This window comes from Formivibrio sp. oc-25, from assembly GCF_055810895.1.
In genome coordinates, this window is the sequence record NZ_JBVVOL010000011.1 from 20,673 (window position 1) to 37,609 (window position 16,937).

The window sequence follows — 16,937 nt, forward strand, 5'->3', positions numbered from 1 at the left end:
TAAATTTCCAGCAAGATCCATGCCGAAAATGTAATCATTTTGATAGGTATGTGTGAAAACAGCGAAGTGACTCCCAACCGAACCGATGTGGTCCGGATCAAGGCTGGTGCGGAAGATTTGCGCATTGCGCGACTGGCTGCGCTGGCGATCGTGCTGGCTGTTGCAGAGGCTGGCATTCCATCGCCCATTCCGGGGATCAAGCCCGGGTTGGCCAATATTGTCACGCTGCTGGCACTGGAGCGACTGGGCTGGCATGCCGCCGTATGGGTGACCTTGCTGCGAGTTCTGGGCGCCGGAATTGCACTGGGTGGCGTGTTCTCTCCCGGATTCGCCATGAGCCTGACGGGAGCCATGACCAGCTTGCTGGTGCTGGCTGCGGCATGCAGGTTGCCCAGACGCTGGTTTGGCCTGGTAACCATTTCGGTACTGGCGGCCTTTGCGCACATTGGCGGGCAACTGCTGCTCGCGCGGCTATGGCTGATTCCGCATAATGGCTTGATCTATCTGCTGCCCGTGTTTGCCGTGGCTGCTTTGGTGTTTGGCCTTGTAAATGGATTGATTGCGGCCCGATTGCTGGCCGGAGGAAAAACAACATGAAAACCATTACTGTGGCGTTCACCGGTGCATCAGGTCTGCCTTACGGCCTGCGCCTGCTGGAGTGCCTGTTGGCGTCTGGCTGCAAGGTTCATCTGCTGTATACCCAGGCCGCACAAATTGTTGCCCGGCAGGAGTTGGGTGAAACCTGGCCATCCAGACCGGCTGAGCTGGCCAATCAGTTGCGGATGCGCTATGCCGTGGCAGATGAAAAGCAGTTGCAGGTATGGGGCCAGCAGGAGTGGTTTGCGCCGATGGCATCCGGCTCGAATCCTGGAGATGGCATGGTGGTGTGTCCCTGTACCATGGGGGCATTGGCGGCGATCGCAGGGGGTATGTCGGAAAACCTGCTGGAGCGTGCGGCTGACGTGATGATCAAGGAGGGCAAGAAGCTCGTGATCGTGCCGCGCGAAGCGCCATTTTCAGTGATTCATCTGGAAAACATGCTCAAGCTGGCGCGCTTGGGTGTGGTGATTCTGCCGCCAAATCCGGCGTTTTATCACCATCCCCAATCGATTGCGGATCTGGTCGACTTCGTCGTGGCGCGGATCCTTGACCAGTTGGGCGTGCCGCATCGCTTGATGCAGCGCTGGGGCGATGATGGTACGTCAAGTGTTTATGTGTAGTTGGCGCAGGCTTTCCCGGCGATAAAGCCAATACAGCAGACTGGAAAGGGCTGCCAGCGCGAGCAGCAATGATTGCCAGAATCCGGCCGCTCCCTGATGGTGGTGAAATGCCAAGGTATAGCCCAGTGGCAATCCCAGAATCCAGAATGCACCGATAAAGATTAACAGTGGCCATTGGGTGATCTTATAGCCGCGCAAAATTCCGGCAATGATGACCTGAGTGGCATCCCCCAGCTGGAATATGGCGGCATAGAGCAAGAGCTGGCCTGCCACAGCGCGTACGCTGGCATCGTCGCTATAGAGCGCGGTGATGGGTTGGCGCAATCCGCTGATGAGCGCGGCGGAGAACAACGCATACACAATGCCCAGGGCAATGCCGTTGTTGCCGATCTTGCGCGCCAGGTCAGCCCGGCCTGCACCTAGTGACTGTCCCACGCGTACGGTCAGGGCATGGCTGAGGCCGGAAGGGATCATGAAGACCAGGCTGGTGAAGTTGAGTGCGATCTGGTGGGCTGCAACCGGCACCGTGCCCAGTCTGGCGATCAGCAGCGCTACCAGGCTGAAAGCACTGATCTCGACCAGAAACACAAAACCGATGGGCAAGCCCAGGTGCCAGAGTTGCTTTTGCCGCGACCAATCCCATGGGCGCCAGTTTGCGAGCGGCATTGTCCGCCGGTAGCAAGGTGTCAGACGAATCCACAGTGCGAGCATGATGGCGCTGATCCACATGCAGATTGCCGTAGCGTAACCGCAGCCCACGCCACCCAGTTCCGGGAAGCCGAATTTGCCGTAGATCAGTATCCAATTGACCGGGATGTTGAGTGTCAGGCCAAACAGTGCAATGAACATCATCGGCCGGGTTTGATTCAGGCTGGCGCTGTAACCGGCCAGTACCCGATGGATCGCCAGTGCCGGCAAGCCCCAGACCACGGCACGCAAAAAACTGCCGGCTTTTTCTGCGCTTTCCGGCTCTAGTCCGGAAAGATGAAAGTAGGGGGCCACCAGCCAGCCGATGGCAATGCCGCAGACTGCAAAAAACAGGTTCTGCCATAAACCTTGCTGCACGATGCCAGGGATTTCATCAAGCGTATCGGCACCCACGCAATGCGCCACCAGCGGATTGACTGCCAGGGTGAAACCGATCAATGTCAGCATCAGTGCAATCCAAACCGATCCACCGACCGAAATCGCGGCCAGATCAAGCGCCGAGTAGTGCCCTGCCATGGTGGCATCGACAAAGCCGGTGCCCACCTGTGCCAATTGCGTGACCATGATCGGCCAAGCGAGCGCGAGTGTGGCGCGTGCGTCGGACAGGCGCGGGTTCATCTGCAACTCCGTATTGGGCAAGGTGCTGATTGTACCGGCAATGCCATGTGCTTTTGCAGGCAGAAAAAAGCCGGCGTCACTCGGACGCCGGCTTGGGTTGAATGCCCGGATGTTCAGATCCGGTATTGCGCGACCGTATCCTTGATCTGGTGTGCCATGCCGGCCATACGGTCAATCGAGGCAGCAGAGTTGTCGGCCGAGGCAGAGTTTTCTTCGGCCATCTGGGCGATTTTTTCCACCTGCCCGGCGATGGTTTCGCTAGCCTGTGATTGTTCACGAATCGACTCGGAAATTTCCATGACCACTTCGGCAACCTTGCGGGCGCTGGACTGGATTTCCTGAATGGCATCACCGGCGATACGTGCCTTTTCAACACCTTGCTCAACTTCCATTACGGCATCACCCATGCCATCGACGGCCTGTTGTGCGCCTTGCTGCATGCGCTGGATCAGTGCGGTGATTTCCTGGGTCGAGTTGGCGGTGCGCTCTGCCAGCTTGCGCACTTCATCGGCAACCACGGCAAAACCGCGCCCCTGTTCGCCGGCGCGGGCGGCTTCGATGGCGGCATTCAGTGCGAGCAGGTTAGTCTGTTCGGCCACATCCTTGATCATGTTGACCACGGTGGAGATGTTCTCGCTATCCTTGCGCAAGCCGCTGATACGTTGCGAAGCAGCCTGAACCTTGCCCGAAATGGTCTGGATGTTGTCGACCGTGCCCAGAATGATCTGCGCGCCCCGGCTGGCAGTCTCTTCCGAATCGTGTGTCAGCTGGCTGGCCTCGCGTGCACGGTCTGCAACCACGTTGATGCTGACGGTGACTTGTTCCACTGCGGCGGCCATGCTGGATGCTGCATCACTTTGCACGCGCGAGGTCTGGGCGATTTCGCCGGCCATCTGGGCAACTTCCTTGGCGTTGTTGCCCAGTGCGGCTACGTTGGATTGAACTTCGCGGAAGCTGGAGCGCAGCTTTTCCTGCAATGCGTTGTATGCGGTGAGTGCCTGGCCAATTTCATCCTTGCCCTTGACCGGAATATCCTGAGTGAAATCAAGATTGTCGGCCGTATGCGTCAGTGAACGCTGCATGGACTTCATCGGGCCGGCAATCGAGCGTGCGATCAGCGTACCAACGATGCCCGTGACCAGAATGCCGGTCAGCGCGGCGGCAATGGTCAGAATCAGCGTCAGTCGTGCCGCACTTTCTGCGGCCTTTGATGCGGCTTCGGTGCCTTCCACGCTAGCCTTTACCAGCTTGTCGAAAACGGCTTCCAGTTCCTTGTGGATAGGCAGAATCTGCGTGCCCATCACTTCCAGGGCCATGGGTACCTCGCCCAGCTTGGAAAGGTTTTTAACTTGATGAATCTTGGCCAAATATGATGCCATTTTCATTTTGGCTTCTGTCAGCACCGCCTGAATACCCTCGTCGGTGATGCTGGCCTCATAACTGGTAATGCCTTTGAATACTTTGTCCTGCAGTGCGGCCAGCCGCTTCTCGACTTCGGCGGATTGGGTCGCATCACTGGTCGATGCCAGTTCATAGGTGGTGCCATGCATTTGCATGTACTGTGCCCGGATATCACCCAGCATCATTACCTGCGGGAAAGAATTATGGGCGATGCTGTCGATGGTTTTCTTGAGTTGATTCAACCCATAAAACGTCATTCCGAACGAGATGCCAAAGGTAATGACTACCAGGATGACCAGAATCCAGATGCGCAAGTTGATGGTCAGTGAAAGGCGTGGTGCCGTTTTTTTGGCCATTTTTGAAGGACTCCTCTTCTCCGTAGTAATGATCCGGCATTGATCTGGCTGCGGCATGGCTGCGGCATTTCCAGGAACTGTCCGGGCTGGGTTTCTGTAATTTTGATCCGCTTGTTTGATTTTTGGGTGCCGAGGCTAAGCGTGATCAAATATAAGAAAAAGCTTAATCAAATGGGATATTACTTGCTTTTACCTGAAAGATCACTCGGTGGTCGGACCAATTCGCATGAATCCAACAGCAGGGTGACCGGCCCATCATTAATCAGGTGGACCTGCATGTCGGCACCAAAGATACCGCAGGCCACCGCTTTTCCAAATTGCCTGGACAACTCCACAGCAAACTGCTCGAAGAGTGGGCGCGAAATATCGGCGCGTGCCGCTCGTGACCACGAGGGGCGGTTTCCTTTGGTGCAGTCGCCGAACAGGGTGAACTGCGAGACCGCCAGAATATCGCCACCTTGTTCCAGAATGCTGCGGTTCATCACGCCATTTTCATCCGCGAAAATACGCAGCTTCAACAGCTTGTCCGCCATCTTTGCCAGATCGGTCTGGATATCGGCTTGCTCAAAACCGACCAGCAACAGTAAGCCCGGCCCGATTGCGCCGATAACATTGTTATCGACCTCAACCCGGGCTTCTTTAACCCGTTGCAATAATATGCGCATTGCAATCCTTTTGCGTTTTCTCGCCAAGCTGAGGATTTTTCAGTATTCTCAAAGCTTTCGCAACGTGGTATTCGGGAAGGAACAGCAATGAAGAAAGTAGGCCTCGTCGGCTGGCGCGGCATGGTGGGCTCGGTGCTCATGCAGCGTATGCAGGAAGAAAACGATTTCGCGCTTATCGAGCCAACCTTTTTCACGACTTCGCAAGCCGGGCAGAAAGCGCCGGACTTCGGCAAGGATGCCGGCACTTTGAAAGATGCCAGCAGTGTTGCCGAGCTGTCGGCCATGGACGTCATTATTTCTTGCCAGGGCGGCGACTACACGACCGAAATCTTCCCGAAGTTGCGCGCTGCGGGCTGGAATGGCTACTGGATTGATGCGGCTTCCACGCTGCGCATGGAAGACGATGCCGTGATCATCCTTGATCCGGTCAATCGCGACGTTATCGATGCCGCGCTCGCAAAGGGCGTGAAGAACTTCATTGGTGGTAACTGTACCAACTCGATCATGCTGATGGGCGTGGGCCAGTTGTTCAAGGAAGGTCTGGTCGAGTGGGTTAGCTCAATGACCTACCAGGCGGCCAGTGGCGCAGGTGCCAACAACATGCGTGAACTCCTGAAAGGCATGGGTGCGATCCACAAGACGGTGGAAGCCGAACTGGCCACGCCGTCTTCTGCGATTCTGGACATCGACCGCAAGGTGGCGAAGGCCATCCGCGAAGACGTGCCGACCGAATTCTTCCCGGCACCGTTGGCGGGTAGTCTGATTCCGTGGATCGACAAGCAGCTCGATAACGGCCAATCCAAGGAGGAGTGGAAAGGCCAGGCCGAAGTCAACAAGATTCTCGGCAATGCCGAGACCGTGCCGGTTGATGGCTTGTGCGTACGCATCGGCGCGATGCGCTGCCACAGCCTTGCGCTGACCATGAAGCTCAAGAAAGATCTGCCGCTGACTGAAATTGAAAAACTGATCCAGTCCGGTAATGAATGGGTGAAGTGGGTGCCGAACGAGCGCAGTATCACCGAGAAGGAACTGACTCCGGTTACCATCACCGGCACGCTCAAGGTCGGTGTCGGTCGTGTGCGCAAGCTCAATATGGGCCCGGAATACATTAGCGCCTTTGTCTGTGGTGACCAGCTTCTGTGGGGCGCGGCCGAACCGCTGCGCCGCATGCTGCGCATCCTGCTGTAAATCTGTTGATGTATGCAAACCCTCGCCTTGTGTGAGGGTTTTTGCTGGGCTTTAAATTCCAAATTGATCTAAAGAAATATCATTCAATAAGATTGGGGAATACCAGTATTGCCCGCTGGCGGATTTGACCGCACTATTTCGGCTCATTCAAAAGGCATGCCAAACCGTGATCAAGCTGGAGTCACTGCAAAAAACCTATCGCACCGCGCAGCGCGATGTTGTTGCGTTGCGAGATGTCAGCCTAGAAATTGCTGCCGGAGAAATATTCGGCGTCATCGGTCATTCCGGTGCGGGCAAATCCACATTGATTCGTCTCCTCAATCGTCTGGAAACGCCGGATCAAGGCCGGGTAGTCATTGATGATACGGACGTGCTGGAACTGGATGATGCGGGCTTGCGCGCTTTCCGGCAGCAAGTTGGCATGATTTTCCAGCATTTCAATCTGCTTTCCTCCAAAACCGTGGCCGAGAATGTAGCCTTTCCGCTCAAAATCGCGGGTGGAAAAAACGATGCCGAAATTCGTGCACGCGTGGTGGAAATGCTGGAGCTGGTCGGACTGGCGGATCAGGGTGACAAGTATCCGGCGCAGTTGTCTGGCGGGCAAAAGCAACGCGTGGGCATAGCGCGGGCGCTTGCCAACCGGCCTCGGCTGCTGTTGTGCGATGAAGCAACCAGCGCACTCGATCCGCAAACCACGCAATCCATCCTGCAGCTTTTGCTTGATATCAACCAGCGCCTGGGTCTGACCATTGTGCTGATTACGCATGAAATGGATGTAATTCGCTCGATTTGTGATCGCGTGGCCGTGCTTGATGGCGGCCGTATTGTGGAATCCGGTCCGGTGACGCAGGTGTTTCTGCACCCGCAGCATCCGACCACATGCCGCTTCGTGCAAGAGGCCGAGCATATCGACGAGAGCTCGCAGACCGATGATTTTGCCCACGTGGCTGGCAGAATCGTGCGCCTGACTTTCATTGGCGACGCAACCTACGAGGCGGCGCTGAGCCGGGTTATTCGTCAGCATGCGCTGGAGTTCAGCATCCTGGCGGGCCGCATTGAGCGCATCAAGCATACGCCGTGTGGACAGCTGATGCTGGCGTTCACAGGTGAGGCAACGGATATCGATGCCGCACTGGCTGAGCTTTCCCGCCAGAACGTGACTGTGGAGGTATTGCGCTGATGGAAATGTTTGCCAATATCGATTGGGCCGAGATTGGCCTGGCCTCGCTGGATACGCTGGCCATGCTGGGTGGATCCTTGTTGTTCACCATGTTGCTGGGGTTGCCTCTCGGCATTCTGCTGTTTCTGACCGGGCCGCGTCAGCTATTGGCGCAGCCGCTGTTGTATGCCGCACTTTCCTTCGTGGTGAATGTGCTGCGTTCCGTACCGTTCGTGATCCTGTTGATCGTGATGATTCCATTCACTGTGCTGCTGGTGGGAACCTCGCTGGGCGTGGGGGGGGCGATACCGCCTCTGGTGGTGGGAGCTACGCCATTTTTTGCCCGGTTGGTGGAAACTGCCTTGCGGGAAGTTGATCGCGGCATCATCGAAGCGAGCCAGGCCATGGGGGCAACCACCCGCCAGATCGTGCTGGGCGCGCTGCTGCCCGAAGCACTGCCGGGCTTGCTGGCAGCATGTACGGTTACCGCCATCACACTGGTTTCCTATGCTGCCATGTCGGGGGTGATCGGTGGCGGAGGTCTGGGTGACTTGGCTATCCGTTTTGGATACCAGCGTTTCCAGACCGATGTGATGGTCGTAACCGTGTTGTTGCTGCTGATCCTGGTGCAGGTGCTGCAGATGATTGGCGATCGGCTGGTGATCAAATTCAGTCGTAAATGATCCACAAGGTACATGCGTACCTGTTCGTTATTAAAAAGGAGATGACAATGAAAGCACTGTTGACTGCTGCTTTGGCGGCCCTGGCACTGAATGTTCATGCCGCAGATAAATTGAGTGTTGGTGCAACGGCTGTGCCACATGCCGAACTCTTGGAATTGGTTAAGCCAATGCTGGCCAAGCAAGGCGTTGAACTGGATATCAAGGTATTTACCGATTACGTGCAGCCAAACGTGCAAGTGGCTGAAAAGCGGCTGGACGCTAATTTCTTCCAGCACAAACCTTATCTGGACGAGTTCAACAAGGGCAAGGGTACCAGCCTCGTATCCGTGGCCGGTGTGCATGTTGAACCGTTTGGTGCTTACAGTCAGAAGGTGAAAAAACTGACCGACTTGAAGGAGGGTGCAACGGTTGCAATTCCGAATGATGCCACCAATGGCGGCCGTGCCTTGCTGCTGCTGGCCAAGGCTGGTGTGGTTACACTCAAGGATGCCAACAATATCCTGGTGACGCCGAAGGATATAGCCAGCAACCCGAAAAAGTTGAAATTCCGCGAGCTGGAAGCTGCCACGTTGCCGCGTATTCTTAATCAGGTCGATCTGGCCCTGATCAATACCAATTACGCGCTGGAGGCCAAACTCAATCCGGCCAAGGATGCGCTGGTGATCGAGGGTGGCGAATCGCCGTATGTGAACATTCTGGTCAGCCGCGCCGACAACAAGGATGCTCCGGCCATGAAGAAGCTGGCTGCTGCACTGACTTCTCCGGATGTGAAGAAATTCATCCAGGATAAATACAAGGGTGCGGTGGTTCCTGCATTTTGATTGCCAGCGTCGGGTGGTTGCAGGTATCTTCTCCCCACGCGTTGATCATGCCCGGCAGTCGTTGTTGGCTGTGCAGCATGGATAACATGGTTTAACGCTTGTGTTGAATTGGAGTCGCTCGGTGCTACAATTTAACCGGGGAGAGTCATTAACGCGGAGGCATGCCATGTGGGGTATTTCATCCAGCCTGACCAGTGGCTTTAATAAGGCGGCGCTAGCCTATGCCGGTATGGTTGCCCTGACTGATGTCGCCTCTGCCGTAGGCAAGGGGGTCGCCAATGCCATTGAGGCTGTCATGCCTTCCGGTAGCTACAACAACCCCTCGCATCTGGGTAACAAGATCGATACCCGCGCCTGAATAGTCGATCCCTCCCCAGTCAAAAAAGCCGCTGCCAAAAATGCAGCGGCTTTTTTGTTGTAATGCGGCCTGGCATGTTTCAACCGCTGCAGACATTTTCGTGCTGGCTATATCGGGCAAACTGGACGGGAGCTGAAAAAACAAAAGCCTTGATCATGAATCAAGGCTTTAGGTGATCTGGCGGAGAGGGAGGGATTCGAACCCTCGGTAGGCTTACACCTACGCCTGATTTCGAGTCAGGTACATTCGACCACTCTGCCACCTCTCCGCGTAGAGGCGGGATTCTAGCGCATTGCAAAACAAACTGCCAAATCTTTTTGTTTGTGTTTTGGGCGAGTTGAGGCAGAATGCCGACTTTTCCAAGATTATCAAAGGGTTCCATGAAGCGATTGTTGTCTGGATTGCTTTCTTTGATGCTGGCAGGGTGTGGTGACTGGATGTTGAGTGGTGTGACTCCGGTTCGTCCCTGGCAGGAGACTCGCGAGCTGGTGGCTCTGGTGCCGAACGGGCCGACGACCTTGTATGTGAATGCTTTTGGTGAGCAAGCAGGTCTGGAGTACGATTTGTTGCGCAAATTTGCTGACCAGCATGGTTTGAAATTGCGTTTTCTGGTGGCCGGTACACGGGCTGAGGCGTTGGTGCGTCTGCGCCGTCGCGAAGCACATCTGGCTGCGGGCGTATGGCGTGATGATGCTCATGATTTTGCATTCGGTCCGGTATACAAGACGGTTGAGCCTGTTATTGTTTACCCGGCGGGGAGTTCTGGCGCGCAAGTGCTGCAACAATTGGCTGCCGGTGAGAAAAGACTCAGCATCCTGCCCGAACATGCACAAGTCCTTGATCGGCTGCGGCGGCAGTGGCCGGCGCTGGATTATGCGGTCGATTCAGAAGTGGATGGCGAAGCGTTGTTCGAGCAGGTTGCCGGGGCCGAAATTCCTGCTGCTCTGGTAGATGCACGTACTGCTGAGGTGATGCAGAACTACTATCCGCATATAGCGATCCAGCGTGGAATCAGTGATGCGATGTCTCTGGCATGGGCGTTCGATAAACGGGATGTTGCGCTGTCCGACGCGGTTTCCGGTTTTATCCATGGTGCGGTGAAGGACGGTATCGTCAGCAGGTTGGTGGAGCGCTATTACGGGCATGTCAACCGCCTGCAACCGATGGATGCCACTGCTTTCTTGCGCAAGCGTGAACGGATCTTGCCGGAGTATCGTGACTGGTTCCATCAGGCGGAAGTCGAAACCGGACTTGATTGGCGTCTGGTTGCTGCGTTGGGATATCAGGAGTCACACTGGAATCCAGCAGCCGTTTCACGCACTGGTGTGCGGGGCCTGATGATGCTGACTGAAGATACGGCGAATTATCTCGGGGTCAATCGCCTGGATGCTTACGAAAGCATCATGGGTGGTGCCCGCTACATGCGCATGCTGATCGATCGCATCCCGGCGCACATTGCGGCTGCGGATCGTATCTGGTTGGCCTTGGCTGCCTACAATGTCGGCATGGGGCATCTGGAAGATGCCCGCATTTTGGCCAGGCGACTCAACAAGAATCCGGATAGCTGGACTGATCTGAAAACCGTTTTGCCGCTACTGCGTAAACCGGAATATTTCTCGACGCTGAAAAATGGCTTTGCCCGAGGTGGTGAAGCTGTGGTGTTCGTTGAATCGCTGCGAACCTATTTCGATATTCTGGCCCGTTTCGAAGCCCCCTATGCGCCGGCTCAGAATTCGCTGGCAAGTGTCGGAAATCGCCTGCGTAAGTCCATAAGTGGTAGCGCGTTTTTGCGACGCAAAGATTCATTGCAGCCGATGCCGGCGGCCTGATCCGTTAGAATAATGCTTTTGCCTGATTTGAAATCATCATGACATCCATTCGTACCCGTTTTGCTCCCAGCCCAACAGGCCTGCTTCATATCGGTGGCGTGCGCACGGCGCTTTTTTCCTGGGCATATGCCCGCAAGCATGCCGGCAAATTCGTGCTGCGCATTGAAGATACGGATCTGGAGCGTTCAACGCCGGAATCGGTGGCGGCTATTCTGGATGGCATGCACTGGGTAGGTCTGGATTACGATGAGGGTCCGTTTTACCAGATGCAGCGAATGGACCGGTACAAGGAAGTCATCGGCCAATTGCTGCAGAACGGCCATGCCTACTATTGCTACACCAGCCGCGAAGAGCTAGATGCCCTGCGTGCAGAGCAGGAATCTCGCGGTGAAAAGCCGCGTTACGATCGCCGCTGGCGCCCGGAAACCAGCAAACAGTTGCCGTCAATACCAAATGGAGTGCAGCCGGTAGTACGTTTCAAGACTCCGCTGGATGGTGTGATTGCCTGGGATGATGCCGTGAAAGGGCGCATTGAAATCAGTGCAACCGAGCTGGATGACCTGATCATCGCCCGCCCGGATGGGACGCCGACCTACAATTTCTGCGTGGTGGTTGATGATTGGGATATGGGTATCAGCCATGTCATTCGTGGCGATGATCATGTTAATAATACGCCGCGTCAGATCGTGATCTATAAGGCTCTGGGAGCGGCTGTGCCAACGTTTGCCCACCTGCCGATGATCCACAACGATCAGGGGCAGAAGATGAGCAAGCGCCGCGATGCCGTGAGCGTCGTGGATTACGACAAGATGGGTTACCTGCCTGAAGCCCTGCTTAATTATCTGGCGCGCTTGGGATGGGGACATGGCGATGACGAATTTTTCACCATGGATCAGTTCGTCGAATGGTTCGATCTAAAGGATGTCAGCCCCAGCCCCAGCCGATTTGATAAGGAAAAGCTGCTCTGGCTCAATGCCCAGCACATGAAGGCGGCTGACCCGGTACGCTTGGCCAAGCTGGTCCGGCGTTTCCTTGACGAAAAAGGCGTGGATACTGCAGCAGGGCCGGTATTGGCCGACGTGGTGGTTTTGCTGCGTGACCGGGTGCAGACACTGGTCGAGTTGGCCGAGCAGGCAGAATACTTCTACCGTCCGCTTGATCCGACTGCCGATGTCGTGGAAAAGCATCTCACGCCGGATGACGAGGCGCGTTTGCAATTCTTTGCTGAAGGGGTTTCACAGTTGGCGATCTGGGATCAACCATCGCTGTCGCAGTTCATCAAGGATTTCGTAAAGGCGCAGGGCGTGAAGATGCCGCAGGTCGGCATGCCCTTGCGTGCCAAGATTTGCGGAACAACCAGCACACCGTCCGTGGATGCCGTATTGGCGTTGCTGGGGCGCGAAGAGGTGCTCAAGCGCTTGGCCGCCTGAACGTAGCATTCAGTGGATAAAGCAAAACGGCGGGTCTGATGACCCGCCGTTTTGCTTTATCCGGGTAGCTTCAGATACGGTAACTGGCAATGATTTTCTGCATGCGTTCGGCCAGTTGGTCCAGTTCGCGTGCGGCCCGAGCGCTTTCAGACGAAGCAGCACTGCTTTGTTCGGCCATCTGGGCGATTTTCTCGACCTGGATGGCAATGTTGTTGGTGGCAGCGCCTTGTTCCCGGATCGCGCTGGTGATTTCACCCACCATGGCAACTGCTTCCCGGCTACCGCCGCCAATCTTTTGAATGGCATCACTGGCGTGGTTGGCGCGTTCGACGCCGAGCGAGACTTTTTCGACCGCTTCCTGCATGCCTTGTGCCGCATTGCTGGCAGTGGATTGCATGGTACCGATGGTGCTGGCGATTTCCTGTGTCGACGTGGCGGTGCGTTCTGCCAGCTTGCGCACTTCATCGGCCACCACGGCAAAGCCGCGGCCCTGTTCGCCTGCGCGTGCCGCTTCAATGGCAGCATTGAGTGCGAGCAGGTTGGTCTGGTCGGCAACTTCCTTGATCACGGCCACGACCTCGGAAATCTTGCCGCTTTGTGTTTCCAACTCGCGAATGCGTTCAGCCGCCCTGCTGACCGTTTCGGCGATTTCCTTGATATCGGCAACGGTTTGGCTGATAACACTTTCGCCTGATTTGGCCAATTCGCCCGAGCGCGTGGAAATGGTGTTGGCTTCAGCGGCACGATCTCCAACGTGGTTGATGCTGACCGTCATTTCTTCGACAGTAGCAGCCATGGCCGAGGCGGCCGTACTTTGCTGTTGCGAAGCCGTGGCAACTTGCTCGGATGTTTCAGACATCTGTGCCGAGGCTGTTGCAACCTGATCGGCATTCTGGGCGATGGTTTTCAGATTGCCTTGCAGTTTTTCCAGCAGGCGGTTGAGCTGGCCGGCCATTTTGCCCAGTTCATCCTGCTTGCTGGCATCGGCGCGCACTGTGAAATCCAGATTGCCTTCAATCCGACCGATCACGGATTCCATGTCTTGCAGCGAGCGGCGTATGCCGCGCAGCAAGAAATATCCAATTGCGCCTACGGCAATGATGCTGACGGCTACGATTACCATGGCCAAGATCTCGGCAATGCGTTTGGTCGCATGCGATTCGTGCTCGATCTTGCGTGCCAGTTCCTTGTTGTAGGTGACATGTTTGAAGATTAGTGCTTCCAGCTCGGCACCGATTGGCGTGATTTCCATGGTGGTGAGTCTGATCAGGGTCTGGATCGTGTCCGGATTTTTATCCGGGCTACGCGACATGCTCAGCCCCTTTTCAACTGCCTCGCGATAGCGTGTGAGCAGTTCCTTTTCCTTGGTGACCAGTTCCTTGTCCTGCTGGTCACTGACAAGATTTTTGTCGTAATCATCAAGTTTGGCGTTGAGTTCTTTTTCAATGTCCGCGATGGCCTTGTCCAGTTCGGGCATCTTGGACGCGTCATCATTCTGGATATGGCGCAGAATAGCCAGCCGGTATTTGGCAAACAGTGTGGCCACGCCCCCCATGGCCTCGATGCTGGGCAGAGTGTTGGTCTGGGTATAAACCAAGGCATGGGAAAGGGCCGTTATGCCGTAAAGGCCGGCACCTCCCACGACAAAAAGCGCAATAATCGCGCTGGCAATCATGATCTGCAGTTTGCGGGCGATGCTGAACGTAAACATGGTCATCCTCTACGCTTGGTTTTATCGTTTGCCTGCATGAGGCAAGCCTTATGATCATAGACAGTAAGGCGATGTTTATCTAATTGCATCTTTAACTGTATCTTGTATGACGCAATGCGCATGAGGATGGGTCAAGTGGAAATGCCACGTTTGACCAGCCAGCCGATCAGTACGACAAAAATGACAGCGGCCAGGGTTGCCAGCAAGGTCAGCATCGAGTTGCGCTGCCCGGTATAGAGCGACTGACGCACCAGCTCATCCGCCAGCCTTTCCTTGTAGCGGGTGTGTTCGGTAAAGGCCGCGGTCAGCCGGTCTCCGGCCGGTTTCCATTCGTTCTCGATAACAATCACCGCAGCTTCACGATCATTGGCGCGCGAGTTCTCCAGTACCTTGTCCAGCGCGATCAAATAGTTCGACCAGAGTTGCTTGTCGTTATTGAGCAAGGTGCGATCCACATCGTTGACCACCAGATCTTTTTCATACTCTTCCAGTCGCAACTGGACTTCCCGGATTTTTTCCTTGATGGTGGTTTCGTGCGGGTCTTTCTTGGATTTTTGCGTGTAGGAGAGGTGATACAGCGCATTGACGCGAATCAGCAGGAAATCCCGCTCCGCGCTGGAAAGAATGGCAACGCTGCGGATGATATTTTCGTCCGTGTATTTCAGTTCATTGGTCATGGTTTGTGCACTGAAAAAACCAATGAGTCCGATCAGGGCCAATGCTGCGACCGCGCCGGCAATGATGGCCATCAGTCTTTGGTTGATCGTAAGATTCATGGGGGATTCCTTCCGGTTTGATGGGTTCAGTACACTGCGATTGGCTGCGATAAGCGCAGGGAAGATACGGTTGCGAGTCGACCGTAATACTAGAGCAGCAGGGCTCCGGAAAGCAAAAAAGCGGGTGCGTCAGGCCCGCTTTTGTTGCGTGAGATCAGAAGTGGTTGTGCTTGGCGGCGTGCTATACCCGGTAGGCGCCCACCATTTTCTGCATGCCCAAAGCCAGCTGATCCAGCTCTTGTGCGGATTGTGCGCCTTCGTGGGCGGCACCACTTCCTTCCTCGGCCATCTGGGCAATTTTCTCGATCTGCTGGGCGATGCTGTTGCTGGCACTGCCTTGCTCTCGGATGGCATGCACGATTTCATCGACCATGGCGACGCCATTACGGCTGCCTGTGCCGATTTTCTGCATGAGCTGGTTCGCTGAGTCCACCTGCGTGACGCTGCTGGAGACCTGTTTGACAACTTCATACATCCCTTCCACTGCACTGCGTGCGCCAGCACGCATGGATTCAATGGTCCGCGAGATTTCGCTGGTGGATGCCGCCGTGCGTTCCGCCAGTTTGCGCACCTCATCGGCCACCACGGCAAAGCCGCGACCCTGCTCCCCGGCGCGTGCTGCTTCAATGGCTGCGTTGAGTGCCAGCAGATTGGTTTGGTCTGCGACATCACGAATCACCGAGATGACCCCGGAAATTTGCTCACTCTGTGTTTCAAGCTGGCGAATCCGGTCGGCAGCCTGATTGACCGATTCCGCAGCGATGTTGATCTCCTGAACAGTCTGGTTGATGACTTGCTCGCCATTGCCGGCCAGCTGGCCGGATTCACTCGAGAAGCGATGAACTTCTCCGGCACGATTGCCGACGTGCACGATGCTGACGGTCATTTGTTCAATCGTTGCCGACATACTTGATGCTGATTCGCTCTGGTTCAGCGAGGCTGCGGCAATCTGGGCAGAAGCCTGGGCAACCTGGCTGGCGGCGACGGAGACTTGCTCGGCGCTGGTGGCAACGCTGCGGATATTGTCTTGCAGTCGATCCAGCAGATGGTTGAATGCATCGGCGGTTTCGCCGATTTCATCTTTCCCGTCGATTTGCGCGCGCGCGGTGAAATCCAGATCATTGGCGACATGCAGCATCGTGGCTTTGATGTGCTGCAATGAATCGTTGATGCGTTTTCTTGAAATAAGTCCGATCAGGGCGGTAAGCAAGACGCCCACGCCTGTCGCAATGGCCATGAGCAGGCTGCTGAATTGGCCATCTTCGATGGCCCCCTGTTCGGTATTCTCGGCCAGCTTTTGATTGTATTGACGGTGTTCGTTCAATGCTTGCGTCAGCTTTTCACCTGCTGGCTTCCATGCATTTTCCTGCAGCTGATAGGTACCCTCGCGGTCGTTTTCCCTGGATTTGGCAAGTATCTGATTCAGCGCATGAGTGTAGTTGGCAAACAATTTCTTGTCGGTTTCAAGCAATTGCAGATTGTTTGCATCAGTTGTGTTTTTTGCATACTGGTCAAACAAAGACTCGATGTTCTGTACTTTCTGTTTTATCACTACTTCATGCTGAGATTTCTTGCCTGGGTCGTCATAGGAGATGTGGTAGAGGCCGTTGACCCGCAGCAGCAGATATTCACTTTCCGCCTTTGACAAGATTTCGAGGTTGGCGATGATGGTGTTATGGGTGAATTTCAGGTCTTGGGTCAGCTTCTGCGTATTTGAATAACCAACCAGTCCGACGCAAGCCAAGGCACTGGTCGCAATCAATATCATCCAGATCAAGCGCATTGAGATGGTGAGCCGCATGATTTCTCCTAATTAGTAATTATTTGTGAATATTGTGAAAGTTAATAATAAGAAATATAAAAATAAATGTAATTATTTTGGCTGGGATAAATGGTTACAGTGTGTGAATGGTCTGATTTCACCAGTGCAGCTTTGTCTTGGCCGTTGGTGTTTATATTGGGTTTTATAAGTGCCTTGCCGAAAATTCTATGCTGCGTCGCAATAATTCAGACG

The 16,937-nt window shown here is 55.1% G+C and carries 15 protein-coding genes, 1 tRNA gene and 1 pseudogene; 10 read left to right on the plus strand and 7 right to left on the minus strand.

The annotated features are described in order from the left end of the window. Nucleotides 1-66 precede the first annotated feature (66 nt). Both AC0KVQ_RS09250 and AC0KVQ_RS09255 read left to right on the plus strand, forming a co-directional pair. On the plus strand, nucleotides 67-597 hold the full coding sequence (locus AC0KVQ_RS09250) for a Gx transporter family protein (protein ID WP_473420866.1): 531 nt from the start codon (nucleotides 67-69) through the stop codon (nucleotides 595-597). Beyond that, nucleotides 594-1,220 carry a flavin prenyltransferase UbiX gene (locus AC0KVQ_RS09255; RefSeq protein ID WP_473420867.1) on the plus strand — a complete coding sequence of 209 codons (627 nt, stop codon included), beginning with the start codon at nucleotides 594-596 and terminating at the stop codon, nucleotides 1,218-1,220. Before AC0KVQ_RS09250 ends, AC0KVQ_RS09255 begins: the two co-directional genes overlap by 4 nt. Here AC0KVQ_RS09255 and AC0KVQ_RS09260 read toward each other — a convergent pair. The 3 genes from AC0KVQ_RS09260 to dtd form a co-directional block, all read right to left on the minus strand. Further along, complete coding sequence (locus tag AC0KVQ_RS09260) at nucleotides 1,203-2,546, minus strand: MATE family efflux transporter (protein WP_473420868.1); 1,344 nt, start codon at nucleotides 2,544-2,546, stop codon at nucleotides 1,203-1,205. The two genes, AC0KVQ_RS09255 and AC0KVQ_RS09260, sit on opposite strands and share 18 nt — an antisense overlap. Nucleotides 2,547-2,659: 113 nt before the next feature. Further along, nucleotides 2,660-4,303, minus strand: coding sequence for a methyl-accepting chemotaxis protein (locus AC0KVQ_RS09265; protein WP_473420869.1), 1,644 nt, complete (start codon nucleotides 4,301-4,303; stop codon nucleotides 2,660-2,662). A 179-nt stretch (nucleotides 4,304-4,482) separates the two neighbouring features. Continuing rightward, nucleotides 4,483-4,968 (minus strand): D-aminoacyl-tRNA deacylase, encoded by a 486-nt coding sequence (gene dtd, locus AC0KVQ_RS09270; RefSeq protein ID WP_473420870.1) that lies wholly within the window; start codon nucleotides 4,966-4,968, stop codon nucleotides 4,483-4,485. A gap of 87 nt (nucleotides 4,969-5,055) precedes the next feature. Between dtd and asd the strand changes: the two genes are divergently transcribed. The 6 genes and pseudogenes from asd to AC0KVQ_RS09300 all read left to right on the plus strand — a co-directional run bounded on the left by asd (nucleotide 5,056) and on the right by AC0KVQ_RS09300 (nucleotide 9,177). Continuing rightward, entirely contained in the window at nucleotides 5,056-6,156 is a 1,101-nt protein-coding gene (asd, locus tag AC0KVQ_RS09275) for an aspartate-semialdehyde dehydrogenase (RefSeq protein ID WP_473420871.1), read from the plus strand. A 166-nt stretch (nucleotides 6,157-6,322) separates the two neighbouring features. Further along, nucleotides 6,323-7,054, plus strand: a pseudogene (locus tag AC0KVQ_RS09280) (methionine ABC transporter ATP-binding protein); the annotation flags it as partial. A 60-nt stretch (nucleotides 7,055-7,114) separates the two neighbouring features. Further along, entirely contained in the window at nucleotides 7,115-7,336 is a 222-nt protein-coding gene (locus tag AC0KVQ_RS09285) for an NIL domain-containing protein (protein ID WP_473420942.1), read from the plus strand. Beyond that, nucleotides 7,336-7,998, plus strand: coding sequence for a methionine ABC transporter permease (locus tag AC0KVQ_RS09290; protein ID WP_473420872.1), 663 nt, complete (start codon nucleotides 7,336-7,338; stop codon nucleotides 7,996-7,998). The genes AC0KVQ_RS09285 and AC0KVQ_RS09290 overlap by 1 nt, the downstream gene beginning before the upstream one ends. Before the next feature lie 47 nt (nucleotides 7,999-8,045). Then, the gene (locus AC0KVQ_RS09295) at nucleotides 8,046-8,819 is read left to right on the plus strand and encodes a MetQ/NlpA family ABC transporter substrate-binding protein (RefSeq protein ID WP_473420873.1); all 774 of its coding nucleotides are present in this window, start codon (nucleotides 8,046-8,048) and stop codon (nucleotides 8,817-8,819) included. A 166-nt stretch (nucleotides 8,820-8,985) separates the two neighbouring features. Further along, nucleotides 8,986-9,177 carry a hypothetical protein gene (locus tag AC0KVQ_RS09300; protein ID WP_473420874.1) on the plus strand — a complete coding sequence of 64 codons (192 nt, stop codon included), beginning with the start codon at nucleotides 8,986-8,988 and terminating at the stop codon, nucleotides 9,175-9,177. A gap of 178 nt (nucleotides 9,178-9,355) precedes the next feature. On the opposite strand, the gene AC0KVQ_RS09305 is transcribed toward AC0KVQ_RS09300, so the two are convergent. Next, nucleotides 9,356-9,445: transfer RNA gene (locus AC0KVQ_RS09305), tRNA-Ser, on the minus strand. A 112-nt stretch (nucleotides 9,446-9,557) separates the two neighbouring features. On the opposite strand from AC0KVQ_RS09305, the gene mltF reads away from it, so the two are divergent. Further along, on the plus strand, nucleotides 9,558-11,006 hold the full coding sequence (mltF, locus tag AC0KVQ_RS09310) for a membrane-bound lytic murein transglycosylase MltF (RefSeq protein ID WP_473420875.1): 1,449 nt from the start codon (nucleotides 9,558-9,560) through the stop codon (nucleotides 11,004-11,006). A 38-nt stretch (nucleotides 11,007-11,044) separates the two neighbouring features. Further along, nucleotides 11,045-12,436 carry a glutamate--tRNA ligase gene (gltX, locus tag AC0KVQ_RS09315; protein ID WP_473420876.1) on the plus strand — a complete coding sequence of 464 codons (1,392 nt, stop codon included), beginning with the start codon at nucleotides 11,045-11,047 and terminating at the stop codon, nucleotides 12,434-12,436. Nucleotides 12,437-12,506: 70 nt separating this feature from the next. Here the strand turns inward: gltX and AC0KVQ_RS09320 are convergent, their stop codons facing one another. The 3 genes from AC0KVQ_RS09320 to AC0KVQ_RS09330 form a co-directional block, all read right to left on the minus strand. Continuing rightward, a complete protein-coding gene (locus AC0KVQ_RS09320; RefSeq protein WP_473420877.1) occupies nucleotides 12,507-14,147 on the minus strand; it encodes a methyl-accepting chemotaxis protein in 1,641 nt (546 codons plus the stop codon). A gap of 131 nt (nucleotides 14,148-14,278) precedes the next feature. Beyond that, nucleotides 14,279-14,923 carry an MCP four helix bundle domain-containing protein gene (locus AC0KVQ_RS09325; protein WP_473420878.1) on the minus strand — a complete coding sequence of 215 codons (645 nt, stop codon included), beginning with the start codon at nucleotides 14,921-14,923 and terminating at the stop codon, nucleotides 14,279-14,281. Nucleotides 14,924-15,104: 181 nt separating this feature from the next. After that, nucleotides 15,105-16,724: a methyl-accepting chemotaxis protein gene (locus AC0KVQ_RS09330; protein WP_473420879.1), complete on the minus strand. Its 1,620-nt coding sequence runs from the start codon at nucleotides 16,722-16,724 to the stop codon at nucleotides 15,105-15,107. Nucleotides 16,725-16,937: the final 213 nt, after the last annotated feature.